Origin of the sequence: Pseudomonas sp. FP597 (assembly GCF_030687435.1) — a bacterium.
GTDB lineage: Bacteria > Pseudomonadota > Gammaproteobacteria > Pseudomonadales > Pseudomonadaceae > Aquipseudomonas > Aquipseudomonas lactucae.
The window spans coordinates 93372-117500 of record NZ_CP117432.1 but is presented as its reverse complement, the minus strand read 5'-3'; the positions used below and the strand labels follow the sequence as shown (position 1 = coordinate 117500).

Genomic DNA, 24129 nt, shown 5'->3' with positions numbered 1-24129 from the left:
GCCTCCCTCAGCGCAGCCACATTTGCTGGCGCCAGACCTAACACACCCTGCAGCACCTGCGCGGTATGCTCTCCCAATAAAGGAGGCGCACTCCGATACTCCACGGGCGTCTTGGATAACCGAATCGGACTGGCGACCTGCGGCACCATCCCCGCCAGCGCATGAGGCAACTGCATCGCCAGCCCACGCGCCCTGACGTGAGGATCGGCAAATACCTGCGCCAGGTCATTGATAGGCCCACAAGGCACTCCCACTCGCTCCAGCGCCGACACCCACTCAGCTGTCGTCTTGAAGACGGTCGCCTGGCGAATCAGCGGAATCAGCTGCGCCCGATTAGCCACCCGTGCCTTATTAGTAGAGAAACGCGGATCATCCGCCCAATGCGGTTGCCCAGCCACTTCAGCGAACTTGCGAAACTGCCCGTCATTACCCACCGTCAGGATGAAGTCACCGTCAGCCGTAGGAAAATCCTGGTAAGGCACAATGTTTGGATGAGCATTGCCTAACCGCTTCGGCGCCACCCCCGTCGTCAGGTAGTTCATCGCCTGATTGGCCAGGCACGCCACCTGCACGTCCAGCAACGCCATATCGATATGCTGCCCACCGCCGTCATGATCCCTATGTGCCAGCGCAGCAAGAATCGCGACTGTCGAGTAGAGCCCAGTGAGGATGTCAGTCAATGCCACCCCCACCTTCACCGGACCGGCACCCTCATCACCTTCCGGCCGACCGGTCAGACTCATCAGCCCGCCCAAGCCCTGGATCATGAAGTCATAGCCTGCACGCGCCGCATAAGGCCCTGTCTGACCAAAGCCAGTGATCGAGCAATAGATCAACTCGGGATTGATCTCCTTTAGCGACTCATAGTCGAGCCCATAAGCCGCCAGGCCACCAACCTTGAAGTTCTCGATCAGGATGTCGGACTTGGCCGCCAGATCGCGCACCAGCTTCTGCCCCTCCGGTCGCGTGAAGTCGATAGTCACCGACTCTTTATTACGATTGGCAGACAGGTAATACGCCGCCTCGCTGGTGTTTTCACCATGGGCATCCTTAAGGAAGGGAGGCCCCCAGGCACGCGTGTCATCACCATTGCCCGGCCGCTCGACCTTAATGACCTCAGCCCCCAGGTCCGCAAGGATCTGCCCCGCCCAAGGGCCCGCCAACACTCGCGATAAATCCAGCACCCGCAGATGCGAAAGCGCGCCCATACCGTGCTCCTATTAATAGAACGCCTGAAGACCGGTTTGCGCACGCCCCAGGATCAGGGCATGTACGTCGTGAGTACCTTCATAGGTGTTAACCACCTCCAGGTTCACCAGATGGCGCGCGACCCCGAATTCGTCGGAAATGCCGTTGCCCCCCAACATGTCCCGCGCCATACGCGCGATATCCAGGGACTTGCCGCACGAGTTGCGTTTCATGATCGAAGTAATCTCTACCGCAGCCGTGCCTTCATCCTTCATGCGGCCCAGCCGCAAGCAGCCTTGCAGGGCCAGGGTAATCTCAGTCTGCATATCGGCCAGCTTCTTCTGGATCAACTGAGTCGCCGCCAAGGGTCTGCCGAACTGATGACGGTCCAAGGTGTACTGGCGAGCGGTATGCCAGCAGAACTCAGCGGCGCCCAACGCGCCCCAGGAGATGCCATATCGCGCCGAGTTCAGGCAGGTGAAAGGCCCCTTTAACCCCCGCACATCCGGGAAAATGTTCTCTTCGGGTACGAACACGTTATCCATCACGATCTCACCGGTGATGGAGGCGCGCAGACCGACCTTGCCATGAATCGCCGGCGCACTCAGGCCTTTCCAGCCTTTCTCAAGGACGAAGCCGCGGATATCACCCGCGTCATCCTTGCCCCACACTACAAACACATCCGCAATCGGGCTGTTGGTTATCCACATCTTCGCGCCGGTCAGGCTGTAACCACCCTCCACTTTGCGCGCGCGCGTGATCATTGCACCCGGGTCAGAGCCATGGTTGGGCTCGGTCAGACCAAAACAACCAATCCATTCGCCAGAAGCCAATTTCGGCAGGTACTTCTGTTTCTGCGCTTCGGTACCGAACTCATTGATAGGCACCATCACCAATGACGACTGCACACTCATCATCGAACGGTAACCGGAGTCGACGCGCTCGACCTCCCGCGCAATCAGCCCATAGCTGACGTAGTTCAGGCCACTGCCACCGTACTGCTCCGGGATCATCGCCCCCAGCAAACCGGTTTCTCCCATCTCGCGGAAGATCGCAGGGTCGGTCTTTTCATGACGAAAGGCCTCGAGGACACGCGGCGCCAGCTTGTCTTGAGCGAATTGCTCAGCGCTGTCGCGCACCATGCGCTCTTCTTCGGTGAGCTGTTGATCCAGCAGCAGCGGATCGATCCAGTTGAAGCTTGCCTTGCCAGCCATGAATAAGTCCTCGAACAGAAATCAGAAATCGTGAAAGGAGCCTAGGCCGAGGGAGCGACTAGAGCAAACGAGGATTGCGCATAAGGTTGTGCTAATTTGTCACTTCGAAACCCGATAAAGCGCCACATATGCGATTCATAAGTGAGGACAAGGTATATGCGCAGAAAAATTCCCAGCACCACCGCCCTTGTCAGTTTTGAAGCAGCAGCCCGCCACGAGAGCTTTACCAAGGCGGCGCAGGAGCTTTCCATCACCCAAGGCGCCATCTGCCGCCAGATCGCCAGTCTTGAGGAGTTTTTGAGTGTCGAGCTGTTTCGGCGCTCACGTCGCGGAGTAAAACTGACAGAAGCAGGGCTGTCTTATAGCCGCAGAATCGCCGCACAGTTGGATGCCGTGGAGCGCGATACGTTGTCAGTGATGGGACAGCAAGGCGCGAATACCATTGAGCTGGCTGTAGTCCCCACGTTTGGTACGCAATGGTTGATTCCCCGCCTTAAAGACTTCCAACGCCAGCACCCGGAAGTGACGGTCAACCTCACCAACCGTACCCGGCCCTTTCTGTTTGCCGATACCGAGTTTGACGCAGCGATCTATTTTGGCGATGCCGAGTGGTCGGGCACCGAATCGCACCGGTTGATGGGAGAAAACCCTGTCCCCGTGTGCAGCCCGCGAATCCTGGGCAAACGCGCGCGCCTCACCCCTCACGAAATCGCCGAACTTCCATTGCTGCAACAAACCACCCGCCCTTACGCCTGGCGACAGTGGTTCAACGCCCAACAGTTGAATATCCCACGCGACATGACAGGCCCGCGTTACGAACTATTCTCGATGTTGTCCCAAGCCGCCATGCATGACATGGGCATTGCGCTGATTCCGCCGTTCCTTATCCAGCGAGAACTCGAAGAGCGACAGCTGGTGGTTGCAAGCCCTAAGGCACTGACCAGCCTGAAGGCTTATTACTTGATGATTCCTGACCGAAAAGTCGAATCAGCCTCGCTGCACGCATTCAAGGACTGGCTGGTCGATCAATCGAAGCGCTTCAGCTCCAGCATTTAGTGACCAGTAGCGATTTACTGACTTTGTAGTCAATAAATAAAATCCCCTACAGATATAACTATATGTCGCATTTAAACAGACTGTACTTGTCGTTGAAAAATATGGCCCAACGCTATGATTTTCAGGGCTTGTAGCGACTATCACAGGCCAATGCACGACTATTCACAGCGGCGATGTAAAAACCACCTAGAATTCCCTAGACCTCTTTAATTACCTGTATTTAAAGAGGTTATTCCACGGTATTGCGACAATCAGTCACAGGGTGACTTGTAGTTAATTTTTCGTCACCCGTCATAATCCCTTGAAGGCCGTAAAGTTCGCCTGCAAAATGCCGCGCCCCGCTGTCATTTCAGCGGGATCGTGCTGATCGGCCGCCCCAGTTGTGCCACTCGCGGTGCACTGGCCTTTTTACAAAAAGATCAAAAGCAAAAAGATCATGCAGGAGATTTGACGTGCACATTGGTGTTCCTCTCGAAACCCAGACCGGTGAAACGCGGGTGGCTGCCACCCCGGAAACCATCAAGAAGCTGATCGGCCAGGGCCATAAGGTCACTGTACAAAGCGGCGCAGGCATCAAGGCCAGCGTTGTCGACAGTGCCTATGAAACGGCAGGCGCAACCATTGGCAGTGCCGACGATGCATTTGGCGCCGAGCTGATTCTCAAGGTGGTTACTCCCAGCGACAGCGAATTGGCGCTGATCAAAAGCGGCACCGTGTTGGTGGGCATGCTCAATCCGTTCAGCAACGAAACCATCGCCAAGCTGGCCGAGCGCGGTATCACTGCCTTCGCTCTCGAAGCCGCGCCACGCACCTCTCGGGCCCAGAGCCTCGACGTGCTGTCCTCGCAAGCCAATATTGCCGGCTATAAAGCGGTGTTGTTGGCGGCACATCACTACCCGCGTTTCATGCCGATGCTGATGACCGCTGCCGGCACCGTCAAAGCTGCACGCGTGTTAATCCTCGGTGCAGGTGTCGCAGGCTTGCAGGCCATCGCCACGGCGAAACGCCTGGGTGCGGTGATCGAAGCGTCTGACGTACGTCCGGCAGTAAAAGAGCAAATCGAATCCCTCGGCGCCAAGTTCGTCGACGTGCCTTACGAAACCGATGAAGAGCGCGAATGCGCCGTCGGCGTCGGCGGTTACGCACGACCGATGCCGACCAGCTGGATGCAGCGTCAGGCCCTGGCCGTCCACGAACGCGCCAAGCAAGCCGACATCGTCATCACTACCGCCCTGATCCCGGGCCGCAAAGCGCCGACCCTGCTCAGCGCCGAGACCGTCGCGCAGATGAAACCCGGCTCGGTAGTCATCGACCTCGCGGCAGCCCAGGGTGGCAACTGCCCGCTGACCGTTGCCGACCAGGTGGTTGTGGAAAACGGCGTGATCATCTGCGGCCCGACCAACCTCGCCGGCGCTGTCGCCGCCGATGCATCGGCCTTGTACGCGCGCAACCTGCTGGACTTCCTGAAGCTGGTCTTCACCAAGGAAGGGCAGTTTGAAATCAACCTCGAAGACGACATCGTCGCCGCGTGCCTGATGTGCCGCGACGGCCAAGTCATCCGCAAAAACGCCTAAGCAGGGATTCAGACGATGGAAGAGCTTATCTCCCCCGGTATCTACAACCTGATCATCTTTGTGCTGGCGATTTATGTCGGTTACCACGTGGTCTGGAACGTTACCCCCGCATTGCACACGCCGTTGATGGCGGTGACCAACGCGATTTCGGCGATCGTGATTGTCGGCGCCATGCTCGCGGCCGCGCTCACTGTTACGCCATTGGGCAAGACTATGGGCACCCTGGCCGTGGCCCTGGCGGCGGTCAACGTGTTCGGTGGCTTCCTGGTCACCCGCCGCATGCTTGAGATGTTCAAGAAAAAAGCCCCGAAAGTAAAAGAAGAGGCGCCATCGTCATGAGCATGAATCTGGTTACGACGCTCTACTTGATCGCGTCGATCTGCTTTATCCAGGCCCTCAAAGGCCTGTCGCACCCAACCACGTCGCGACGCGGCAACTTGTTCGGCATGCTCGGCATGGCGCTGGCGGTACTCACTACCGTGGGCCTCATCTATAAGCTCGGCGCTGAGCTTGCGACGGCCGGCATTGGCTACGTGATTGTCGGCCTGCTGGTCGGCGGCACCGCCGGTTCGATCATGGCCAAGCGCGTTGAAATGACCAAGATGCCGGAACTGGTGGCATTCATGCACAGCATGATTGGCCTGGCTGCGGTGTTTATCGCGATTGCCGCCGTGGTTGAGCCGCAATCCCTGGGCATCGTCAAACATTTGGGCGATGCGATTCCTGCGGGCAACCGCCTGGAGTTGTTCCTCGGTGCCGCCATCGGCGCAATCACCTTCTCCGGCTCGGTGATCGCCTTCGGCAAGCTGTCGGGCAAGTACAAGTTCCGCCTGTTCCAGGGCGCACCCGTACAGTTCGGCGGTCAGCACAAGCTGAACCTGGTGCTCGGCCTTGCGACGCTGGGCCTGGGCTTGGCATTCATGTTCACCGGCAACCTCACCGCGTTCGCGCTGATGCTGGCCCTGGCGTTCGTGCTCGGTGTGCTGATCATCATCCCGATCGGCGGCGCCGACATGCCGGTGGTGGTGTCGATGCTTAACAGCTACTCCGGCTGGGCAGCGGCGGGTATCGGTTTCTCACTGAACAACTCGATGCTGATCATCGCCGGCTCCCTCGTGGGCTCCAGCGGCGCGATCCTGTCGTACATCATGTGCAAGGCGATGAACCGTTCCTTCTTTAATGTACTGCTCGGCGGTTTCGGCAATGCGCCGGACGCCGGAGCCGCTGCAGGCGCCAAAGAGGCGCGCCCGGTCAAGTCCGGCTCGGCCGACGACGCAACCTTCCTGCTGACCAACGCCGACACCGTGATCATCGTCCCGGGCTACGGCTTGGCGGTAGCGCGGGCGCAACACGCGCTGAAGGAGCTGACCGAGAAACTGACCCACCACGGCGTCACCGTGAAGTACGCGATCCACCCGGTGGCAGGCCGTATGCCCGGGCACATGAACGTGCTGCTGGCCGAGGCCGAAGTGCCTTACGACCAAGTGTTCGAGATGGAAGACATCAACTCCGAGTTCGGCCAGGCCGACGTGGTGCTGGTGCTTGGCGCAAACGACGTGGTCAACCCGGCCGCGAAGAACGATCCGAACTCACCGATCGCCGGCATGCCAATCCTGGAAGCGTTCAAGGCCAAGACCATCATCGTCAACAAGCGCTCGATGGCCAGCGGTTATGCCGGGCTGGATAACGAACTGTTTTACCTGGATAAGACCATGATGGTTTTCGGTGACGCCAAGAAGGTCATTGAAGACATGGTCAAAGCCGTCGACTAACACTGCGTCAGCGCAATACTCCAAACCCCGGCCTCACGTAGGCTGGGGTTTTTTATTGCTGCGTGAAACCCGACCAAAGGCTCTAAATCGCGGCCTCACATTCGACCATGGTAGCGGGCCGAAATCTTTTGAAATCACTACACTGCCCACCTTGCTTCCGTAGCCTGAGATAACCATTCATGTACCGTGATCGTATCCGCTTGCCTTCGCTGTTGAACAAGGTCATGAGCGCGGCAGACGCCGCCGCACTGATCGAGGACGGCATGACCGTCGGCATGAGCGGCTTCACCCGTGCCGGTGAAGCCAAGGCCGTCCCCCACGCCCTCGCCGAACGCGCCAAGACCTCGCCGCTCAAAATCACCTTGATGACCGGCGCCAGCCTGGGCAATGACCTGGACAAGCAACTGACAGAAGCCGGCGTACTGTCCCGACGCATGCCGTTCCAGGTCGACAGTACCCTGCGCAAAGCGATCAACGCCGGCGAAGTAATGTTTATCGATCAGCACCTGTCGGAAACCGTCGAGCAACTGCGCAACAACCAGCTCAAGCTACCGGACATTGCGGTGATCGAGGCCGTTGCCATCACTGAGCAAGGGCATATCGTGCCCACTACCTCCGTCGGTAACTCGGCCAGCTTTGCGATTTTCGCCAAGCAAGTGATCGTTGAGATCAACCTGGCGCACAACCCGAACCTGGAAGGGTTGCACGACATCTATATCCCGACCTACCGGCCGACCCGCACGCCGATCCCGCTGGTGAAAGTTGACGATCGCATCGGCAGCACCGCGATCCCGATCCCGCCGGAAAAGATCGTCGCCATCGTCATCACCAACCAGGCGGACTCCGCGTCCACCGTGACGCCGCCCGACAGTGACACCCAAGGCATCGCCAATCACCTGATCAACTTTCTCAAGCAGGAAGTGGACGCCGGGCGCATGACCAACAAGCTCGGCCCGCTGCAGGCGGGTATCGGCAATATTGCCAACGCGGTGATGTGCGGTTTGATCGACTCGCCGTTCGAAGACCTGACCATGTACTCGGAAGTCTTGCAGGACTCGACCTTCGACCTGATCGACGCCGGCAAACTGAGTTTCGCCTCAGGCAGTTCGATCACCTTGTCGGAGCGGCGCAACGCTGATGTGTTCGGCAACCTGGAGCACTACAAGAACAAACTGGTGCTGCGTCCGCAGGAGATCTCCAACCACCCTGAAGTGGTGCGACGCCTGGGCATTATCGGCATCAATACCGCGCTTGAATTCGACATCTACGGCAACGTCAATTCCACCCATGTCTGCGGTACGCGGATGATGAACGGGATTGGCGGCTCCGGCGATTTCGCGCGTAATGCGCACCTGGCGATCTTCGTGACTAAATCGATCGCCAAGGGCGGCGCGATTTCCAGTGTGGTCCCGATGGTCAGCCATGTGGACCATACCGAGCACGACGTCGACATCCTCGTCACCGAAGTAGGCCTGGCGGATCTGCGCGGCCTGGCGCCGCGCGAGCGCGCTCGGGTGATCATCGACAACTGCGTGCACCCGGCCTACCGCGATGCGCTGAACAATTACTTCAATACCGCCTGCGCTCTCGGCGGGCACACCCCGCATATCCTGCGTGAAGCACTGAGTTGGCACATTAACCTGGAAGAAACCGGGCATATGCTCAAGGCTTGATTGATACAGATCCGGGCTGATGCAAACACAGTTTCATCAGCTTGGCTGGCTCAGCCTCACTTCTTGAAAAAACTGTACTGCTGTACTGGTGTTTTCCTACCGATAATTCCTACTTCCTCACTCGAAATTGCCTATTTCGCACTGTTTCGGTGCGGACAGGTACAGTTGCCCCATTTCCGTACAGTACAGCACCTATAAACAGTTAACTGGCCCCTCACAATACAAGTGAACTGTATCTAGAGAGTCTTGCGCCGGAGGAGGATCATTGGCATCAGTTAAACCACTACCTAATCCCGCCACAAGCGGAAGGATGTCATCATGGAACGTACACTCAGTTCCGAACTGTTCTTCGAAGAAAAAGCTGTAAACTCCCAGGCTTCCCTGCCTTTGCGCGTTCTCGCCAACCTGATGTTGTGGCAGCGCCGCATCTCCAGCCGCCATCAACTGGCTCGTCTGGATTCGCGTCTGCTTGCTGACGCCGGCATCAGCGAAGCTCAACGCTACGAAGAGCTGAGCAAGCCGTTCTGGCGCTAATGGGCGCCCGCTGGCCCTGACCCAACGGGTCCACTGCCAGCACTGATTATTCAAAACAAAGCCCGCCCCGGGAGACCGGAGGCGGGCTTTGTTGTTCTCGGGTCTTGCACTACGAAACAGGTACAGTTTATAAAATTTACAATATAATAAGTACAGTTATGCGCGCTGCATAAAATCTACCCGAACTGATAAGCCGCAGCCTAATATCCAGTCAGCATCTGGATACCGCCCTGCACCACATTCATTGTTCACTTACAGGAGTCACCCCATGTCCCGCCTTCGTCTGCTCAGCGCTGCTGCCTTGTTGGCCCTGGCTGCCAACGCCACTGCATCCAGCTTCATCGTGACCACCGACTCCATCGTCGGCGCGCTGAAAGCCACTTCCGACGCTACCTCCGATGCGACTTCATCCCTGCGTGACAACAAGATCGTGCGCGCCGCACGTGACGATGCCGCCAGCTTTGTCGCCAGCGAAGGCGCGATTCGTGGCGTGAAACTGGAAAGTGCGCTGGCTCAGATCCGCCAGCAAGCACCGCAATTGAACACCGCAACGGATGCACAACTGGCCCAGGCCATCCTGGCCATCTGAAACGGCCACACAAGGGGAGCGCCCGCTCCCTGACACCTTCACTGGCTCTCGCCCAAGCATTGCGCTAGCCTTGGCGCTCGTTTTCAGTAGTCGAGTCCCATGGCTTTTTCATTCCGCCTGTTCCTGGTCCCCGTATTGTTTTTTGCCTGCTGGTCGCCTTTGGTTTCAGCCTTTGACTTGATCACCCAGGGCACCGTCGCGAGCGCATACGCCACCAGCAAGGTGACCTCGGCCCCCTTCGACCGCAAAGTCATCATGGCCGCCCAGGATGACGCTGCCGCGTTTATCGCCACTGACGGCCAGTGGCGGGGCGCACGGCTGGAATCGGCGCTTGATTACCTGCGTCGCACCCAACCAAAACTTCATGCCGGCGACCTTGAACTGGCGCAGGCAATTCTCGTCCAATAATCATCCTCATATTTCTATCTTTGTAACTGGAGTAATTCCATGCGTAGCCCGCTGATCGCCGCCACCCTTGGCCTGCTGTTGTTGGCCGACGTTGCCCAGGCGCATACCCTGGTGGCCACCAGTAACATCATCGTTCGTGCCTCCGGCCGCACCATTGATTTCACCTCGGACACCACCACCTCCATCCGCGATTCCAAGGTCGTGCGTGAAGCCCACGATGATGCGGCGAGCTTCGTCGCCAGCAACGGCGAAATCCGCGGTGCACAGTTGGAAGCCGCCTTCGACACCTTGCGCACCCGCCTGCCGGAAGCTCGCGATGCCAGTGACCAGACCCTCGCCGAAGCTATTCTCGCTCTGTGAGGCGCCTTGTCGCCTGGCTCTTGGCCGGGACGGTGCTGCTCTGTGCCGGCGCAGCCCAGGCCAGCCTGCAACTGCGGCTCAAGACAGATGGCTTGAGCCCGGCCCAACAGCAGGCCAGCCAGGCATTGCTCGATGAAGCGATGCGCTCGTTGCCACCGCGCTTCGTCGAGCAGTTGGACCGGCGCATCGATGTCGGCTGGACGGACAAGATGCCCGACAACGCCTACGGCCAGGCTTCGCTGGTGTCGGAACTGGACCTCAACCGCAACCTGCTCGACAGCCTGACCGACGGCAGCGCCGCCACCCAGAAAACCCATCGTCCCCACGGCACCGTGCGCCGTGAAATGCTCGCCACGGTCCTGCATGAACTGACCCATATCTATGACCGTGCGCGCCTATGGTCTCCAGACGAGCGCACATTGATCCAGCGTTGCAGCCGCCAGAACAGCATCACCGGCCTGATTGGCCTGCCCGATCAGTGCCGCGGACAGAACGACCGGCGTTTCTCCCTCAGCGATGATCCGCGCCTGTTGGACCTTGCCGGCTGGCCGCAATATGTCGGTCGTCGCGGCGAACGCGAGCAGCACAATCGCCAAGTTGCGCGCAGCCCGGATATTTACGAAACCACCAGCCCACTGGAGTTCGTCGCGGTCAACATGGAGTACTTTCTCCTCGACCCGAGCTACGCCTGCCGGCGTCCCGCACTGTTCCGCTATTACCAGCAGCACTTCGGCTGGGCTCCGCCAGTACAGGACGCCTGCGCCAAGACCTACCCGTTTCTCAATGCCGGCAACGATTTCGCCAAGACGCCGCTGGGTCATGTGGACCCGGAACGGGTCTACGAAATCGACTACCTGCTGGCCGAAGCCAACCAGAACCTGGTGAGCCGCTGGGGCCACAGCATGTTGCGCCTGGTGATCTGCGCACCGGGCCGCCCTCGTGGGCCGGATTGTCGGCTGGATCTGGACCAGCACCTGGTGCTGTCCTATCGCGCATTTGTCGGCGACGTTCAGCTGTCGAGCTGGGACGGCTTGGTGGGCAAATACCCGTCACGCCTGTTTGTGTTGCCGCTGGCCCAGGTCATCGACGAATACACCAAGACCGAGCTGCGCGGCCTGGCCTCCGTGCCGCTGAAACTGTCGCGCCAGGAAATCAACGACACCGTCGAACACGCTGCAGAAATGCACTGGAGCTACGACGGCAACTACTATTTCCTGTCCAATAACTGCGCGGTCGAAAGCCTGAAACTGTTGCGCAGCGGCAGCGCAAACCCGCAACTCACTGGCCTGGATAACATCACCCCCAACGGCCTGCTCGAAGTGCTGCAAGCCCGCGGCCTGGCCGATACCAGCGTACTGAATGACAAACGCGAAGCGCTGCGCCTGGGCTATCACTTTGACTCGTTCCGCGAGCGCTATCAGGCGATGTTCGACGTGCTGCGCAAGCATCTGCCGATCAAGCAGACCCAGGTGGAAGATTGGTTAGCGCTGAGCGCAGCGCAGCGTCGCCAATGGTTCGATCAGGCCGACCTGCGTACCAGCGCCGCGTTGCTGCTGCTGGAGCAAGCCAGCTTTCGCAAACAGTTGATGCTCGCTCAGGACGAAGTCAAGCAACGCTACCTCGGTGCCCGCGAGCTGAAAAACGGCGGTATGGAGAAGGCCAACGCCACCCTGCAGCAGATCCTCGCCAACAGCGGCTTCCTCAGCCGCCCGGCGGAACTGCTGGACAGCGGCGGCTACGGCCTGCCGCAACCGTCGGAAGCCAAACGCCTGGAGTCGGAAAGTGCCGAGCGCCAGAAGCAATTGCAATCACTGACCGGTGAGTTGGATAAAGAGGTGAGGGCGCTGCTGGAACCTGCGCGCGCGGCCGAGATTGCCGCGTGCGAGGCCAACCTCAAGCAGTTGGGAGAACACCTGCGGTCACTGCACAAGGCAGCCGGCGGCCTCGAACTACCCTGAAATATCCGAGATAACACATGCCAATGTGGGAGGGGGCTTACCCCCTCCCACATTTTGACCTGTGCAAGCTTGAAGACCGCATGTCTATTCCATATCACCTGTTTTGCCAACGAAAGCTGGCTGAAAGCTTACCCGTCTAGGATCACCCCCACTGCCGGCAACAGACCGGCTGTTAACAACAACAATGGTGATTCCCGATGTCCGTCCGTACCCGCCTGTTCGCCCCAACTCCCCCCGTACGCCTCGTGCCTTTCGTTCTGCGCTGAGCCTCCCGGTTCGCCATTCCCTAGCCGCGCTACGCCTGGAGTATTCCTATGCTGACTTTCCTTGGCTTTGCCATGGTCATCACGTTCATGTTCCTGATCATGACCAAGCGCCTGTCTGCGCTGATCGCCCTGATCATCGTGCCGATCCTGTTCGCGCTGTTCGGCGGTTTCGCGCCGAAGATCGGCCCGATGATGCTCGAAGGCATCACCAAGCTCGCGCCGACCGGCGTGATGCTGATGTTCGCCATCCTTTACTTTGCCTTGATGATCGACTCCGGCCTGTTCGACCCGGCCGTGCGCAAGATCCTCAAGATGGTCAAGGGCGATCCGCTGAAGGTCTCGGTCGGCACCGCAGTGCTGGCCCTGGTGGTGTCCCTCGACGGTGACGGCGCTACCACCTACATGATCTGCGTGGCCGCCATGCTGCCGCTGTACCAGCGCATCGGCATGAGCCCGCGGATCATGGCCGGCCTGATCATCCTCGCCGGTGGCGTGATGAACATGACCCCCTGGGGCGGCCCGACCGCCCGCGCCGCCAGTGCGCTGCATGTGGACCCTTCGGATATTTTCGTGCCGATGATCCCGGCCATGGCCGCAGGTGTCGTGGCAATCCTGGTGATCGCCTATATGTACGGCAAGCGCGAACGTGCGCGTCTGGGTGAGTTGCACCTGCAGGGTGATGAGATCGACCACAGCGAAATCAGCGTGTCGCAATACCCGGACGCCCGCCGTCCGAAGCTGATCTGGTTCAACGGCGCGCTGACCTTGGCCCTGATGTGCACCCTGATCGCCGGCCTGTTGCCGCTGCCGGTGTTGTTCATGGTGGCGTTCAGTATCGCGATGATCGTCAACTACCCGTGCCTGCAGCAGCAAAAAGATCGAGTCGCCGCCCACGCCGGCAGCGTGCTGGCGGTGGTGGGGTTGATCTTCGCCGCGGGTATCTTCACCGGCATCCTGTCGGGCACCGGCATGGTCGATGCTATGTCCAAGAGCCTGCTGGCGGTCATCCCGGAAGCCATGGGCCCGTACCTGGCGGTAATTACGGCACTGGTGAGCATGCCGTTCACCTTCTTCATGTCTAACGATGCGTTCTACTACGGCGTACTGCCAGTATTGGCCGAAGCCGCCAGCCACTACGGGATCACTGCAGTGGAAATGGCTCGCGCCTCGATCGTTGGACAGCCTGTGCACTTGCTCAGCCCACTGGTACCGTCGACCTACCTGCTGGTGGCCCTGGCCGGTATCGAATTTGGTGATCACCAGCGCTTCACCCTGAAGTGGGCAGTGCTCGTGTGCCTGTGCATAATGTTTGCCGCATTGCTGATGGGGATTTTTCCGCTGTTCAGCACTCTATAATCGTACAACCCAACCGCACCGGCCTATCCGCCGGTGCGGTTTAACACTTGCTCAAAGGAATACACATGGAATGGCTGACCAATCCGGAAATCTGGATTGCCTTCTTCACCCTGACGGCCCTCGAGATCGTCCTGGGCATCGATAACATCATCATGATCTCGATCCTGGTCAGCCGCATGCCCAAGCATATGCAGGCACGCACCCGGATCTTCGGCCTGGCACTGGCCATGGTCACGCGCATCATGCTGCTGCTGTCGATCACCTGGGTCATGCAACTGACCGCCGATCTGTTCGTGGTGTTTGGCCAGGGCATTTCCGGGCGCGACCTGATCCTGTTCTTCGGTGGCCTGTTCCTGCTGTGGAAAAGCTCTCAAGAGATGTACCACGCCCTGGAAGGTGAAGACGAAACCCACGACGAGCCAAAAGGCGCCAGTGGCAAGTTCATCTACACCATCATCCAGATCGCGATCATCGACATCGTGTTCTCCCTGGACTCGGTCATTACGGCGGTGGGCATGGTGTCACACGTTCCGGTCATGGTTGCCGCGATCGTCGTGGCCGTACTGGTGATGATGCTGGCGGCCGGCACCATCAGCGAGTTCATCGACAAGCACCCGTCGTTGAAGATGCTGGCGCTGTCGTTCCTGCTGGTAGTAGGTACCGTGCTGATCGCTGAATCCTTCGATGTGCACGTGCCAAAAGGCTACGTCTACTTCGCCATGGCGTTCTCGCTGGCGGTTGAAGCGGTGAACATCAAGATGCGTACCGCCATCGCGAAAAAGAAGAAGCAGCAGGACCCAGTGAAACTGCGCAAGGACATTCCGGGTCAATAGCGGTGACCCGCTGTTGAAAAGGGGCTTTCGAGCCCCTTTTTTTCTGCGCATTCGGGACGCGGAGCATCCCTGGCGGCATTCCCACGCAGAGCGTCGGGAACGACCTTCATGACAGTTTTGTTTCAATCCCCACTTTAGCTATGCGATGCTGGCGCAGAGCCCATTCGCCAACTACAGCTTAAGTACAAGACGTAGAGCGGCACGCGGCAATTTTCATTTGCTCCTGCTGGAGCACACCCACACGGGGGGCCGAGCATGCTGACCTTGCTCAATCTGCTTTCCGCCGTGACCCTGCTTATCTGGGGCACGCACATCGTCCGGACCGGCATCCTGCGGGTCTACGGCTCCAACTTGCGCCAAGTCATCGGGCAGAACATGTCCAAGCGCTGGCTGGCGTTTGTCGCCGGCATCCTGGTGACGGCCATGGTGCAGAGCAGCAACGCCACGGCGATGCTGGTGACATCGTTTGTCGGCCAGGGCCTGATGGGCCTGGTGCCCGCCTTGGCAACCATGCTCGGCGCAGATGTCGGTACCGCGTTGATGGCACGGGTACTCACCTTTGACTTGTCCTGGCTGTCGCCGCTGCTTATTTTTCTCGGCGTGATCTTCTTTCTGTCGCGCAAACAGACGCGGGCAGGGCAGTTGGGACGCGTGGGGATCGGCCTCGGACTGATCATCCTCGCGCTGCAATTGATCGTCGAAGCCGCCGGGCCGATTACCCATGCCCAGGGCGTCAAGGTGATCTTCGCTTCGCTGACCGGTGACATTCTGCTCGACGCCCTGGTTGGCGCCTTGTTCGCGATGATTTCCTACTCCAGCCTGGCCGCCGTGCTGCTCACCGCCACCCTGGCCGGTGCCGGCGTGATCGGTTTGCACGTAGCCATCGGCCTGGTGATCGGTGCCAACATCGGCAGTGGGGTGCTGGCCTTTCTCAGCACCAGCATGCAGAACTCAGCCGGGCGTCAGGTGGCCTTGGGCAGCCTGTTATACAAACTGATCGGGCTGCTGTTGATCATTCCGGTGCTCGACCCTCTCGTCCGTTGGATGGACGACCTGGATTACAGCGCCCAAGGCATGGTCATCACTTTCCATTTGCTCTACAACGTCAGCCGCTGCCTGATCCTGCTGCCGACTATCGGCCCTATGGCACGCCTGTGTGCGTGGTTGCTGCCCGAGCGCGAAGAGGCCAACGGCAAGGCCAAGCCACGCCACCTGGACCCCACGGCCCTCGCCACACCAAGCCTGGCGCTGGCCAACGCGGCCCGCGAAACCCTACGCCTGGGCGACCTCATCGACAATATGCTCACCGCCATGCAGGAAGTGCTGCGCGGCAAGCAAACCGCCATCACCCAGGAAATGCGCAGCCTCAGCGACGATGTCGAAGCGCTCTACAGTGCGATCAAGCTCTACCTGGCGCAAATGCCCCGGGAAGACCTCAGCGAACATGACAGCAGGCGCTGGGCCGAAATCATCGAACTGTCGATCAACCTCAAGCTCGCCGGCGACCTGATCGAACGCATGCTGCGCAAAGTCCAGCAGCAAAAAACGTCCCAGCGTCGCCAGTTCTCTGAAGTCGGCCTGGAAGAACTTACCGGGCTGCACAGCCAACTGATCGCCAATCTGCGCCTGGGCCTGTCGGTGTTTCTCAGCGCCGACCGGGAAAGCGCACGCCAGTTGCTTCGTGAGAAGCGCCGCTTCCGCGCCCAGGAACGGCGCCTGGCCCACGCCCATGTCAGCCGCCTGCAGCGCAAGATCGTACAGAGCCTGGAGACCAGCTCCCTGCATCTGGAGCTGATTGCCGACATGAAACGCCTCAACTCGTTGTTTTGCAGCAGTGCGTATGTAGTGTTGGAAACCTCAGACACCGGCGCGCTCTCGGCTGAAGATATTGCCGACATCACGCATTCGCCCTGAACGTACGATGGCCCGTGAAGTCAGTTAAGGCTGACCTCACTCGCCAGGAAGCCAGTTATGCGTCGCCTGTTATTCGCCTGCCTGCTCATGGGCGCTACCCACGCCTTTGCCTTTGATCGCCTGCAGGTCGAGGGCTACACACTGCCCAATGGCCTGCAAGTGCTGCTCAAACCGGGCAATGAACGCGGGCATGTGGCGATCCGTCTGGTGGTCGGTGTGGGCCTGGATGACTTCAGGTGCGCAGACAAGGAACTGCCGCACCTGTTTGAACACTTGCTGTTCAGCGGCATCGATGGCGGCGGCGAAGGTGACCTGGAAGACCGCATGCAAGCCCTGGGCGGCGAGTGGAACGCCTACACCAGCAACGCCGACACCACCTTCGTGATCGAAGCGCCAGCGCAAAACCAGCGCAAGGTGCTCGACCTGCTGCTGGCGATTCTCACGCGCACCGAATTGACCGATGCGAATATCGACGCCGCCAAAAAAGTGGTCGAGCGCGAAGACGGCGGCCATTACTCACATTTGCAACGCCTGCTCGACCGCCAGGATCTGGGGCACACCGCCAGCAATCAATTGGCCGTCGAGCTGGGCCTCAAGTGCGCCGAACGCGCCGAGGTCCATCAACTGACCCGCGACCAACTGCAAAAGCTGCGCAAAGATTGGTACGCCCCCAACAACATGACCCTGATCATCGTCGGCGAACTCGACAAGCTGCTGCCGGCCTACCTGGAACGTACCTACGGCCAGCTCGACCCGGTCGAGCCCAGCGAGCATGCACCGCTGCCGCAGATCCAGCAGGCTGCCGCCGGCCATCGCGAATTGATCCACGGCTGGGTGGGCAACAGCGCCAAACTGCACTGGTTGCTGCCCGAACCGGTGCTGGACGACCAACATGACGAAACCTACGACCTGCTCAAGGACTATTTCGACTGGGCGCTGTACCGCCAACTGCGCCTCAGGCACGGCTTGTCCTACGGCCCCTGGAGCGAGCGCGAAGTATTCGGCGGTGTGGGTTTTCTCAGCCTGAACGCCGACGTTGAACGGGAAAATCTCGACAACGCCGAACAGGTACTGCAAGACCTCAAGGCCCAATTGCTCAAGGACGGCCTCGCCCCGCAGGTGTTTGCCCGGCTGCAGCAAGCCGCCATTGCGCGCCAGGCCTGGGCCGTGCAGGGTAACAGCGCCCTGGCCGACTATTACTGGAGCGCCATGGGCGACTACGACAACGGCCATTTCAGCGATCCGGTCAAACGCATCAAGGCGGTCAAACTGGAACAAGCCAATGAGGCGATGCGCCAAGTCCTCAAGCAACCAGGCTACTGGCGCATCGAGAAACCGCTGTTGAGCTACGATGCCCTGAGCTGGATCGGCGCCGGCCTGCTCGGGCTGGCCGCCCTTGTGTTGATCGGCGTGCGGTTTTATCGCAAACGGATCACGTAATGAGGCACCGAACACCCGGCTAAGGCGCTATTCTGTCTTGGATTTTTTCCTACAAAACTGCGAACCGCCGAATGCCCAACCTGACCCACTTAATCCAGCGCATCCTCGAACTGATGAAGCGCTACCCAGGGGTGATTGCACTCGGCGGTTTCATTTCGGGTGTGAGCAGCTTCATCCTGGTGGATCGCCAGCAGGGCATGGCCAGTTGGATCGCGGTGATCATGCTGGTCAGTTGGTTGTGGCTTATGCTGGAAAACAGCTTCACCCAGCTGTTTACCAAGCTGTTCAAGCGCGAAATCCCCGAGCCCCTGCTGCGCTACGCCACCCAGATGATCCACCAGGAAAGTCTGTTCTTTGTACTGCCGTTCTTCTTCGTCACCACCGCCTGGAACAGCGGCCAGTCGATTTTTACCGGCCTGCTCGGCGCGGCGGCGCTGGTATCGATCATCGACCCGCTGTACTACAAGTGGCTGGCCCCCAAGCGCTCGCTGTTCCTGGCGCTGCACACCCTGACCCTGTTCGCCGCATTGCTCACCGCGCTGCCGATCATCCTGCACCTGACCACCGCCGAGAGTTACAAGCTGGCGCTTGGCGTCGCCATGGCCCTGTCAATCCCGAGCCTGGCGGTGAGCCTGCCGCTGCGCAGCCTCAAAGGCTGGGGGATGCTGCTGGGGGTGACGGCCGCCATAGGTTGCGCGGGCTGGTTCCTGCGCAGCTGGGTACCGCCGGCCACCCTGTGGATGACCGAAGTTGCCATCAGCACCCAGTTGCAGGACCGCACGCCAGGCGATGACCTCAAGGAAGTCAGCGCCTCGCAACTGCGCAGCGGCGGGCTGTACGCCTACACCGCGATCAACGCACCGCGCGGGCTGGACGAGCGGATCTACCATGTATGGAAATTCAACGGCAAAGAGGTCGACCGCATCGCCCTGGATATCCACGGCGGGCGCAAGGAGGGCTACCGCGCCTGGACTCACAAACAGAACTTCCCGAACGACGCAGTAGGCCGCTGGCAGGTTCAGGTGCTGACCGAAGATGGGCAAGTGATCGGCGTACTGCGTTTTAAAGTCTCGGACGCAGCACAAACGGACAACCCACAGTAGGCGGGATCGTGCTATTACGTAGCAATTGTGGATAGCCCATACAAGCTCGGAGCTTATGACCAGTAGGACCACCGCCGGCGCAGCCCAACTCGATACGTCCTCCGTCCCTGCACTGTTGCGGATTACCGGGGACTGGACGCTTGCCCACTACGCAAATCTGAAGAAGCTGGCGGACAAGCTCGACGGCCAATACGATGCCGGCGCACGCATTGACCTCAATGGCCTCGGCGCCTTGGATACCGCTGGCGCCTCATTGCTGGTAGAGCTGCTGGGGCCGACCCGTATCGAACAGTCTGCCGAGCAGACCGACTGCACCCTGTCCGCCGCCGATCGTGCACTGCTCAAGACGGTCTACCGTTCCCTGAATGATTTCTGCGTACCGGAAAAAGCCCCGGAAGAAACCGCCGGCATGCAACTGCTGGCGCGCATCGGCCGAGCGGTTGACACCGTCTGGCAGGACAGCAAACAACTGCTCGGCTTTATTGGCCTGATCCTCGAAACATTCGCCCGTGGCATTTTCCGGCCCAAGCGTTGGCGCATCACGCCGATGGTCGCGCACCTGGAACAAGTCGGCCTCGACGCCGCGCCTATCGTGGCCTTGTTGACCTTTCTGGTGGGCGCCGTGGTGGCCTTCCTCGGCGCGACGGTACTCAAGAGCTTCGGCGCGACGATTTTTACCGTAGACCTGGTGGCGTTCTCGTTCCTGCGCGAATTCGGTGTGTTGCTCACCGCGATCCTCATCGCCGGCCGCACCGCCAGTGCCTTCACCGCGCAAATCGGCTCAATGAAGGCCAACGAGGAAATCGACGCCATCCGTACCCTGGGCCTGGACCCGATGGAACTGCTGGTGCTGCCCCGCGTGCTTGCGTTGCTGGTGGCGCTGCCGATGCTGACGTTCCTGGCTATGCTCTCGGGGATTGTCGGCGGCGGCGTGGTGTGCGCGGTGGCCTTGGATATTTCGCCGGCGATGTTCCTGTCGCTGCTGCAGTCGGACATTGGCGTGCAGCACTTTCTGGTGGGCATGGTGAAAGCGCCGATCTTTGCCTTCCTGATCGCCGCCATCGGCTGCCTGGAAGGTTTCAAGGTCAGCGGCAGCGCCGAATCGGTCGGTGCGCACACCACCTCCAGCGTGGTGCAATCGATCTTCGTGGTGATTGTGCTGGACGCGGTCGCAGCGCTGTTCTTCATGGAGATGAGCTGGTGAGTCGCTTACACCGTGCGCCCACCGAGGCGGTGATCGAAGTACGCGGTCTGTGCAACCGCTTCGGCAGCCAGAGCGTGCACGAAAATCTCGACCTGTCGTTGTACAAGGGCGAGATCCTTGCGGTGGTCGGCGGCTCTGGCAGCGGCAAATCGGTGTTGCTGCGCAGCATCGTCGGCCTGCGTAGGCCCAGCGAAGGCGAAGTTCGGGTGTTCGGCAACAACCTGCCGAGCCTGCCAGAACATGAACGTTCCCTGGTGGAGCGGCGCTTTGGCGTGTTGTTTCAGAAGGGCGCACTGTTTTCCTCGCTGACCGTGACCGAAAACGTCGCGCTGCCGCTGATCGAACATGCCGGCCTCAGCCGCCGCGACGCCGAACACCTGGCGGCGGTCAAGCTGGCCCTGGCCGGGTTGCCACTGTCGGCCGCCGACAAGTACCCGGCGTCGCTGTCCGGCGGCATGATCAAGCGCGCGGCCCTGGCCCGGGCGTTGGCGCTGGACCCGGACATCCTGTTCCTCGATGAGCCCACCGCCGGCCTCGACCCGATTGGCGCGGCGCAATTCGACCAACTGATCCTGACCTTGCGTGACGCGCTAGGCCTGAGCGTGTTCCTGGTCACCCATGACCTCGACACGCTGTACACCATCACCGACCGCGTGGCGGTACTGGCACAGAAAAAAGTGTTGGTGGCCGGTGCCATCGATGTCGTCTCGGAAACCGACGACGCGTGGATTCACGAATATTTCCACGGCCCCCGTGGCCGCGCGGCATTGGATGCCGCTCAATCGCTCAACGAGGTATGACATGGAAACCCGAGCCCATCATGTGATGATCGGTCTGTTCAGCGTGATTGTGGTAGTCGGCGCGATGCTGTTTGGCCTGTGGCTGGCCAAATCCAGCGTCGACAGCGCCTTCCAGGATTACGAAGTGATCTTCAACGAAGCGGTCAGCGGCCTGTCCCAGGGCAGTTCGGTGCAATACAGCGGGATCAAGGTGGGCGACGTGATCAGCCTGAGCCTGGACCCCAAGGACCCGCGCCGCGTCCTCGCACGCATCCGCCTGGCAGGGCAAACGCCGGTCAAGGAAGACACCCAGGCCAAGCTGGCGCTGACGGGCATCACCGGCACCTCAATCATCCAGCTCAGCGGCGGCACTCCACAAAGCCCCGCACTTAAGGGCAAGGACGGCAACCTGCCGCAGATCATCGCCTCGCCGTCGCCTATCGCACGGCTACTGAACGACAGCAACGACCTGATGACCGGCATCAACCTGCTGCTGCATAACGCCAACGCGATGTTCTCCTCGGAGAACGTCGACCGCATCAGTAAAACCCTGGATAACCTGCAACAAACCACCGGCGCCATCGCCGACCAACGCGGTGATATCAAGGTGGTGATGCAGCAACTGATGCAAGTGAGCAAACAGGCCAGCGCCGCGCTGGAGCAGACCACGTTGCTGATGCGTAATGCCAATGGCTTGCTCAATGATCAAGGCAAACAGGCTTTCGGCAGTGCCGAGCAGGCTATGAAATCCCTGGAACACAGCACTGCGACCCTCAACACCTTGTTGACCGATAACAAGGACTCGGTGAACAGCGGCCTGCAAGGCCTCAATGAACTGGCGCCGGCGGTGCGTGAACTGCGCGAAACCCTCGGTTCGCTGCGCGCTATCTCCCGCCGCCTGGAAGCCAACCCCAGCGGTTACCTGCTGGGCAGCGACAAGAACAAGGAGTTCACGCCATGAAGCGTGCGTATCAACTGATCGCCCCTGTGGCACTGGCGCTGATCAGCGCCTGTTCGATTCTGCCCAAAGCCGACCCTTCGGACGTGTATCGCCTGGCTGCCACCCAGACCGCCACACAAGGTGCGCCGGTCAGTTGGTCGCTGCGCGTGACCAAGCCGCAGACCAGCGAGTTTCTCGATAGCCCACGCATCGCCGTGGTGCCCAATGGCGATTTGATCAGCAGCTATGCCAACTCGCGCTGGAGCGATCCGGCGCCGGTGTTGTTGCGTAACCGCCTGCTCGATGGTTTCCAGCGCGATGGCCGGGTGACGTTGCTCAGTACCGACGAGACCAACCTGCAGGCCGACTATGAATTGGGCGGGCAGTTGCAGGCGTTTCAGAGTGAGTATCGAGGGAGCGCGGTGGAGGTGGTGATTCGCCTCGACGCACGCCTGGTGCGAGGGAGCGATCAACGGATTATGGCCAGCCGGCGATTTGAAGTGCGCCAGCCGGTGGCAGATACCAAGGTGCCAGCGGTGGTGGCTGCTTTTGGGCAGGCCGGGGATCAATTGAATAAGCAGGTGGTGGATTGGGTAGTGGTGCAGGGCAACGGTGCGGTGAAACGCTGAGGGCCTCTTCGGGGGCAAGCCCCCCGATAGCAATCCAAGCCTTAGGCAAAAAACCAGTAGCACACCGCAATCGCGGCCACGACGCCAGCAAACTCCGCCAGCAACGCACAGCCCACCGCATGCCGCGCCCGCTGGATGCCCACCGAACCGAAGTACACGGCCAACACATAAAAGGTGGTTTCGGTACTGCCCTGGATCGTCGCCGCCACCAGCGCCGGGAAGCTGTCCACGCCTTGGGTCTGCATGGTCTCGATCAACATCGCCCGAGCGGCACTGCCGGAGAACGGCTTGACCATCGCGGTCGGCAACGCATCGACAAAGCGCGTGTCCATCCCCGTCCAGGCCACCACATGGCGAATGCCTTCCAGACCGAAGTCCAACGCGCCGGACGCACGCAACACGCCCACCGCACAGAGCATCGCCACCAAGTACGGCAACAGGTTCTTGGCAACGTCGAAACCTTCTTTGGCACCTTCGACAAACGCCTCGTACACCTTCACCTTGCGCAGCGCGCCGATCACCAGGAACAGCATGATCAAGCCAAACAGCGTGAGGTTACCGAGGATCGACGACAAGCCGGCCAACGCCGTGGCGGACAAGGTCGCCAGCAACGCCATGAAGCCACCCAATATCAACGCGCCGGGAATCAGGTAGGCCAGCACGACCGGGTCCCACAGGCGCAGGCGCTGCATCACCGCCACAGAAAGCAGGCCCACCAGGGTCGAGGCGCTGGTGGCCAGCAGGATCGGCAGGAACACCAGCGTCGGGTCGGCGGCCCCTTGCTGGGCGCGGTACATGAAGATGGTCACCGGCAACAGCGTCAATGAAGACGCGTTGAGCACCAGGAACAGGATCTGCGCGTTACTGGCGGTGTTGGGGAGGGGGTTGAGTTCCTGCAACGCCTTCATCGCCTTCAGGCCGATGGGCGTGGCCGCATTGTCCAGGCCCAGGCCGTTGGCGGCGAAGTTAAGGGTGATCAAGCCGATGGCGGGGTGGCCGGCGGGCACTTCCGGCATTAACCGGCGGAACAGTGGGCCGAGAGCCTTGGCCAGCCAATCGACAATTCCGGCTTTTTCGGCGATGCGCAAAAAGCCCAGCCACAACGTAAGCGTGCCGAACAGCAGCACCATCACTTCCACCGACAACTTGGCCATGGCAAAAATGCTTTCCACCATGGCCGCAAAAATCCCGGCGTTACCGCCCACCAGCCATTGCGCCAGTGCTGACACCATTGCCACGACGAAGAAGCCAAGCCATAGGCCATTGAGCATCAGTTAAATCCCCCGAAAGATGGGGCGAATGATAGCGGGGCTGGCAGAAACGACAAACCCCGGAATTC

At 60.1% G+C, this 24129-nt stretch carries 22 protein-coding genes (1 of these 22 cut by a window edge); 19 read left to right on the top strand and 3 right to left on the bottom strand.

Annotation, left to right across the window (positions count from 1 at the left end):
• A protein-coding gene (locus PSH66_RS00565; protein ID WP_003170844.1) for a CaiB/BaiF CoA-transferase family protein crosses the window boundary here: on the bottom strand, positions 1–1208 show its 5' portion. It extends 13 nt beyond the left edge of the window; the window shows 1208 of its 1221 coding nt (coding positions 1–1208); the start codon lies at positions 1206–1208; the stop codon falls past the left edge of the window.
• 12 nt (positions 1209–1220) lie between these two features.
• Positions 1221–2402, bottom strand: coding sequence for an acyl-CoA dehydrogenase (locus PSH66_RS00560; RefSeq protein WP_003170842.1), 1182 nt, complete (start codon positions 2400–2402; stop codon positions 1221–1223).
• Between the two features lie 156 nt (positions 2403–2558).
• On the opposite strand from PSH66_RS00560, the gene PSH66_RS00555 reads away from it, so the two are divergent.
• From PSH66_RS00555 to PSH66_RS00465, 19 genes are all read left to right on the top strand, one after another.
• The gene (locus PSH66_RS00555) at positions 2559–3458 is read left to right on the top strand and encodes a LysR family transcriptional regulator (protein ID WP_003170840.1); all 900 of its coding nucleotides are present in this window, start codon (positions 2559–2561) and stop codon (positions 3456–3458) included.
• Between the two features lie 452 nt (positions 3459–3910).
• Positions 3911–5032, top strand: coding sequence for a Re/Si-specific NAD(P)(+) transhydrogenase subunit alpha (locus PSH66_RS00550; protein ID WP_305428168.1), 1122 nt, complete (start codon positions 3911–3913; stop codon positions 5030–5032).
• A 15-nt stretch (positions 5033–5047) separates the two neighbouring features.
• Entirely contained in the window at positions 5048–5371 is a 324-nt protein-coding gene (locus PSH66_RS00545; protein WP_003170836.1) for an NAD(P) transhydrogenase subunit alpha, read from the top strand.
• The gene (locus PSH66_RS00540; RefSeq protein WP_003170835.1) at positions 5368–6804 is read left to right on the top strand and encodes an NAD(P)(+) transhydrogenase (Re/Si-specific) subunit beta; all 1437 of its coding nucleotides are present in this window, start codon (positions 5368–5370) and stop codon (positions 6802–6804) included. Before PSH66_RS00545 ends, PSH66_RS00540 begins: the two co-directional genes overlap by 4 nt.
• A gap of 179 nt (positions 6805–6983) precedes the next feature.
• Complete coding sequence (locus PSH66_RS00535; RefSeq protein ID WP_003170834.1) at positions 6984–8477, top strand: acetyl-CoA hydrolase/transferase family protein; 1494 nt, start codon at positions 6984–6986, stop codon at positions 8475–8477.
• 318 nt (positions 8478–8795) lie between these two features.
• Positions 8796–9011 (top strand): DUF1127 domain-containing protein, encoded by a 216-nt coding sequence (locus PSH66_RS00530; protein ID WP_003170833.1) that lies wholly within the window; start codon positions 8796–8798, stop codon positions 9009–9011.
• A 268-nt stretch (positions 9012–9279) separates the two neighbouring features.
• Positions 9280–9600 carry a DUF2388 domain-containing protein gene (locus PSH66_RS00525; RefSeq protein ID WP_003170832.1) on the top strand — a complete coding sequence of 107 codons (321 nt, stop codon included), beginning with the start codon at positions 9280–9282 and terminating at the stop codon, positions 9598–9600.
• Between the two features lie 99 nt (positions 9601–9699).
• Positions 9700–10008 carry a DUF2388 domain-containing protein gene (locus PSH66_RS00520; RefSeq protein ID WP_003170831.1) on the top strand — a complete coding sequence of 103 codons (309 nt, stop codon included), beginning with the start codon at positions 9700–9702 and terminating at the stop codon, positions 10006–10008.
• A 39-nt stretch (positions 10009–10047) separates the two neighbouring features.
• On the top strand, positions 10048–10368 hold the full coding sequence (locus PSH66_RS00515) for a DUF2388 domain-containing protein (RefSeq protein ID WP_003170830.1): 321 nt from the start codon (positions 10048–10050) through the stop codon (positions 10366–10368).
• Entirely contained in the window at positions 10365–12326 is a 1962-nt protein-coding gene (locus PSH66_RS00510; RefSeq protein ID WP_003170828.1) for a DUF4105 domain-containing protein, read from the top strand. The genes PSH66_RS00515 and PSH66_RS00510 overlap by 4 nt, the downstream gene beginning before the upstream one ends.
• Before the next feature lie 314 nt (positions 12327–12640).
• Positions 12641–13948, top strand: a complete 1308-nt coding sequence (locus PSH66_RS00505) for a CitMHS family transporter (protein ID WP_003170826.1) — start codon at positions 12641–12643, stop codon at positions 13946–13948.
• A gap of 65 nt (positions 13949–14013) precedes the next feature.
• A complete protein-coding gene (locus tag PSH66_RS00500) occupies positions 14014–14781 on the top strand; it encodes a TerC family protein (RefSeq protein ID WP_003170824.1) in 768 nt (255 codons plus the stop codon).
• A 255-nt stretch (positions 14782–15036) separates the two neighbouring features.
• Positions 15037–16695 carry a Na/Pi cotransporter family protein gene (locus PSH66_RS00495; RefSeq protein ID WP_003170822.1) on the top strand — a complete coding sequence of 553 codons (1659 nt, stop codon included), beginning with the start codon at positions 15037–15039 and terminating at the stop codon, positions 16693–16695.
• A 57-nt stretch (positions 16696–16752) separates the two neighbouring features.
• Positions 16753–18135, top strand: coding sequence for a pitrilysin family protein (locus tag PSH66_RS00490; protein ID WP_305428167.1), 1383 nt, complete (start codon positions 16753–16755; stop codon positions 18133–18135).
• Positions 18136–18206: 71 nt separating this feature from the next.
• Positions 18207–19238 (top strand): DUF5924 family protein, encoded by a 1032-nt coding sequence (locus tag PSH66_RS00485; RefSeq protein WP_003170818.1) that lies wholly within the window; start codon positions 18207–18209, stop codon positions 19236–19238.
• Between the two features lie 55 nt (positions 19239–19293).
• The gene (locus PSH66_RS00480) at positions 19294–20442 is read left to right on the top strand and encodes an ABC transporter permease (RefSeq protein WP_003170816.1); all 1149 of its coding nucleotides are present in this window, start codon (positions 19294–19296) and stop codon (positions 20440–20442) included.
• Complete coding sequence (locus tag PSH66_RS00475; RefSeq protein ID WP_305428166.1) at positions 20439–21242, top strand: ABC transporter ATP-binding protein; 804 nt, start codon at positions 20439–20441, stop codon at positions 21240–21242. The genes PSH66_RS00480 and PSH66_RS00475 overlap by 4 nt, the downstream gene beginning before the upstream one ends.
• Position 21243: 1 nt before the next feature.
• Positions 21244–22182 (top strand): MlaD family protein, encoded by a 939-nt coding sequence (locus PSH66_RS00470; RefSeq protein WP_003170814.1) that lies wholly within the window; start codon positions 21244–21246, stop codon positions 22180–22182.
• Positions 22179–22790: an ABC-type transport auxiliary lipoprotein family protein gene (locus PSH66_RS00465; RefSeq protein ID WP_003170813.1), complete on the top strand. Its 612-nt coding sequence runs from the start codon at positions 22179–22181 to the stop codon at positions 22788–22790. The genes PSH66_RS00470 and PSH66_RS00465 overlap by 4 nt, the downstream gene beginning before the upstream one ends.
• A gap of 41 nt (positions 22791–22831) precedes the next feature.
• On the opposite strand, the gene PSH66_RS00460 is transcribed toward PSH66_RS00465, so the two are convergent.
• The gene (locus PSH66_RS00460) at positions 22832–24061 is read right to left on the bottom strand and encodes a nucleoside recognition domain-containing protein (RefSeq protein ID WP_141062753.1); all 1230 of its coding nucleotides are present in this window, start codon (positions 24059–24061) and stop codon (positions 22832–22834) included.
• Positions 24062–24129: the final 68 nt, after the last annotated feature.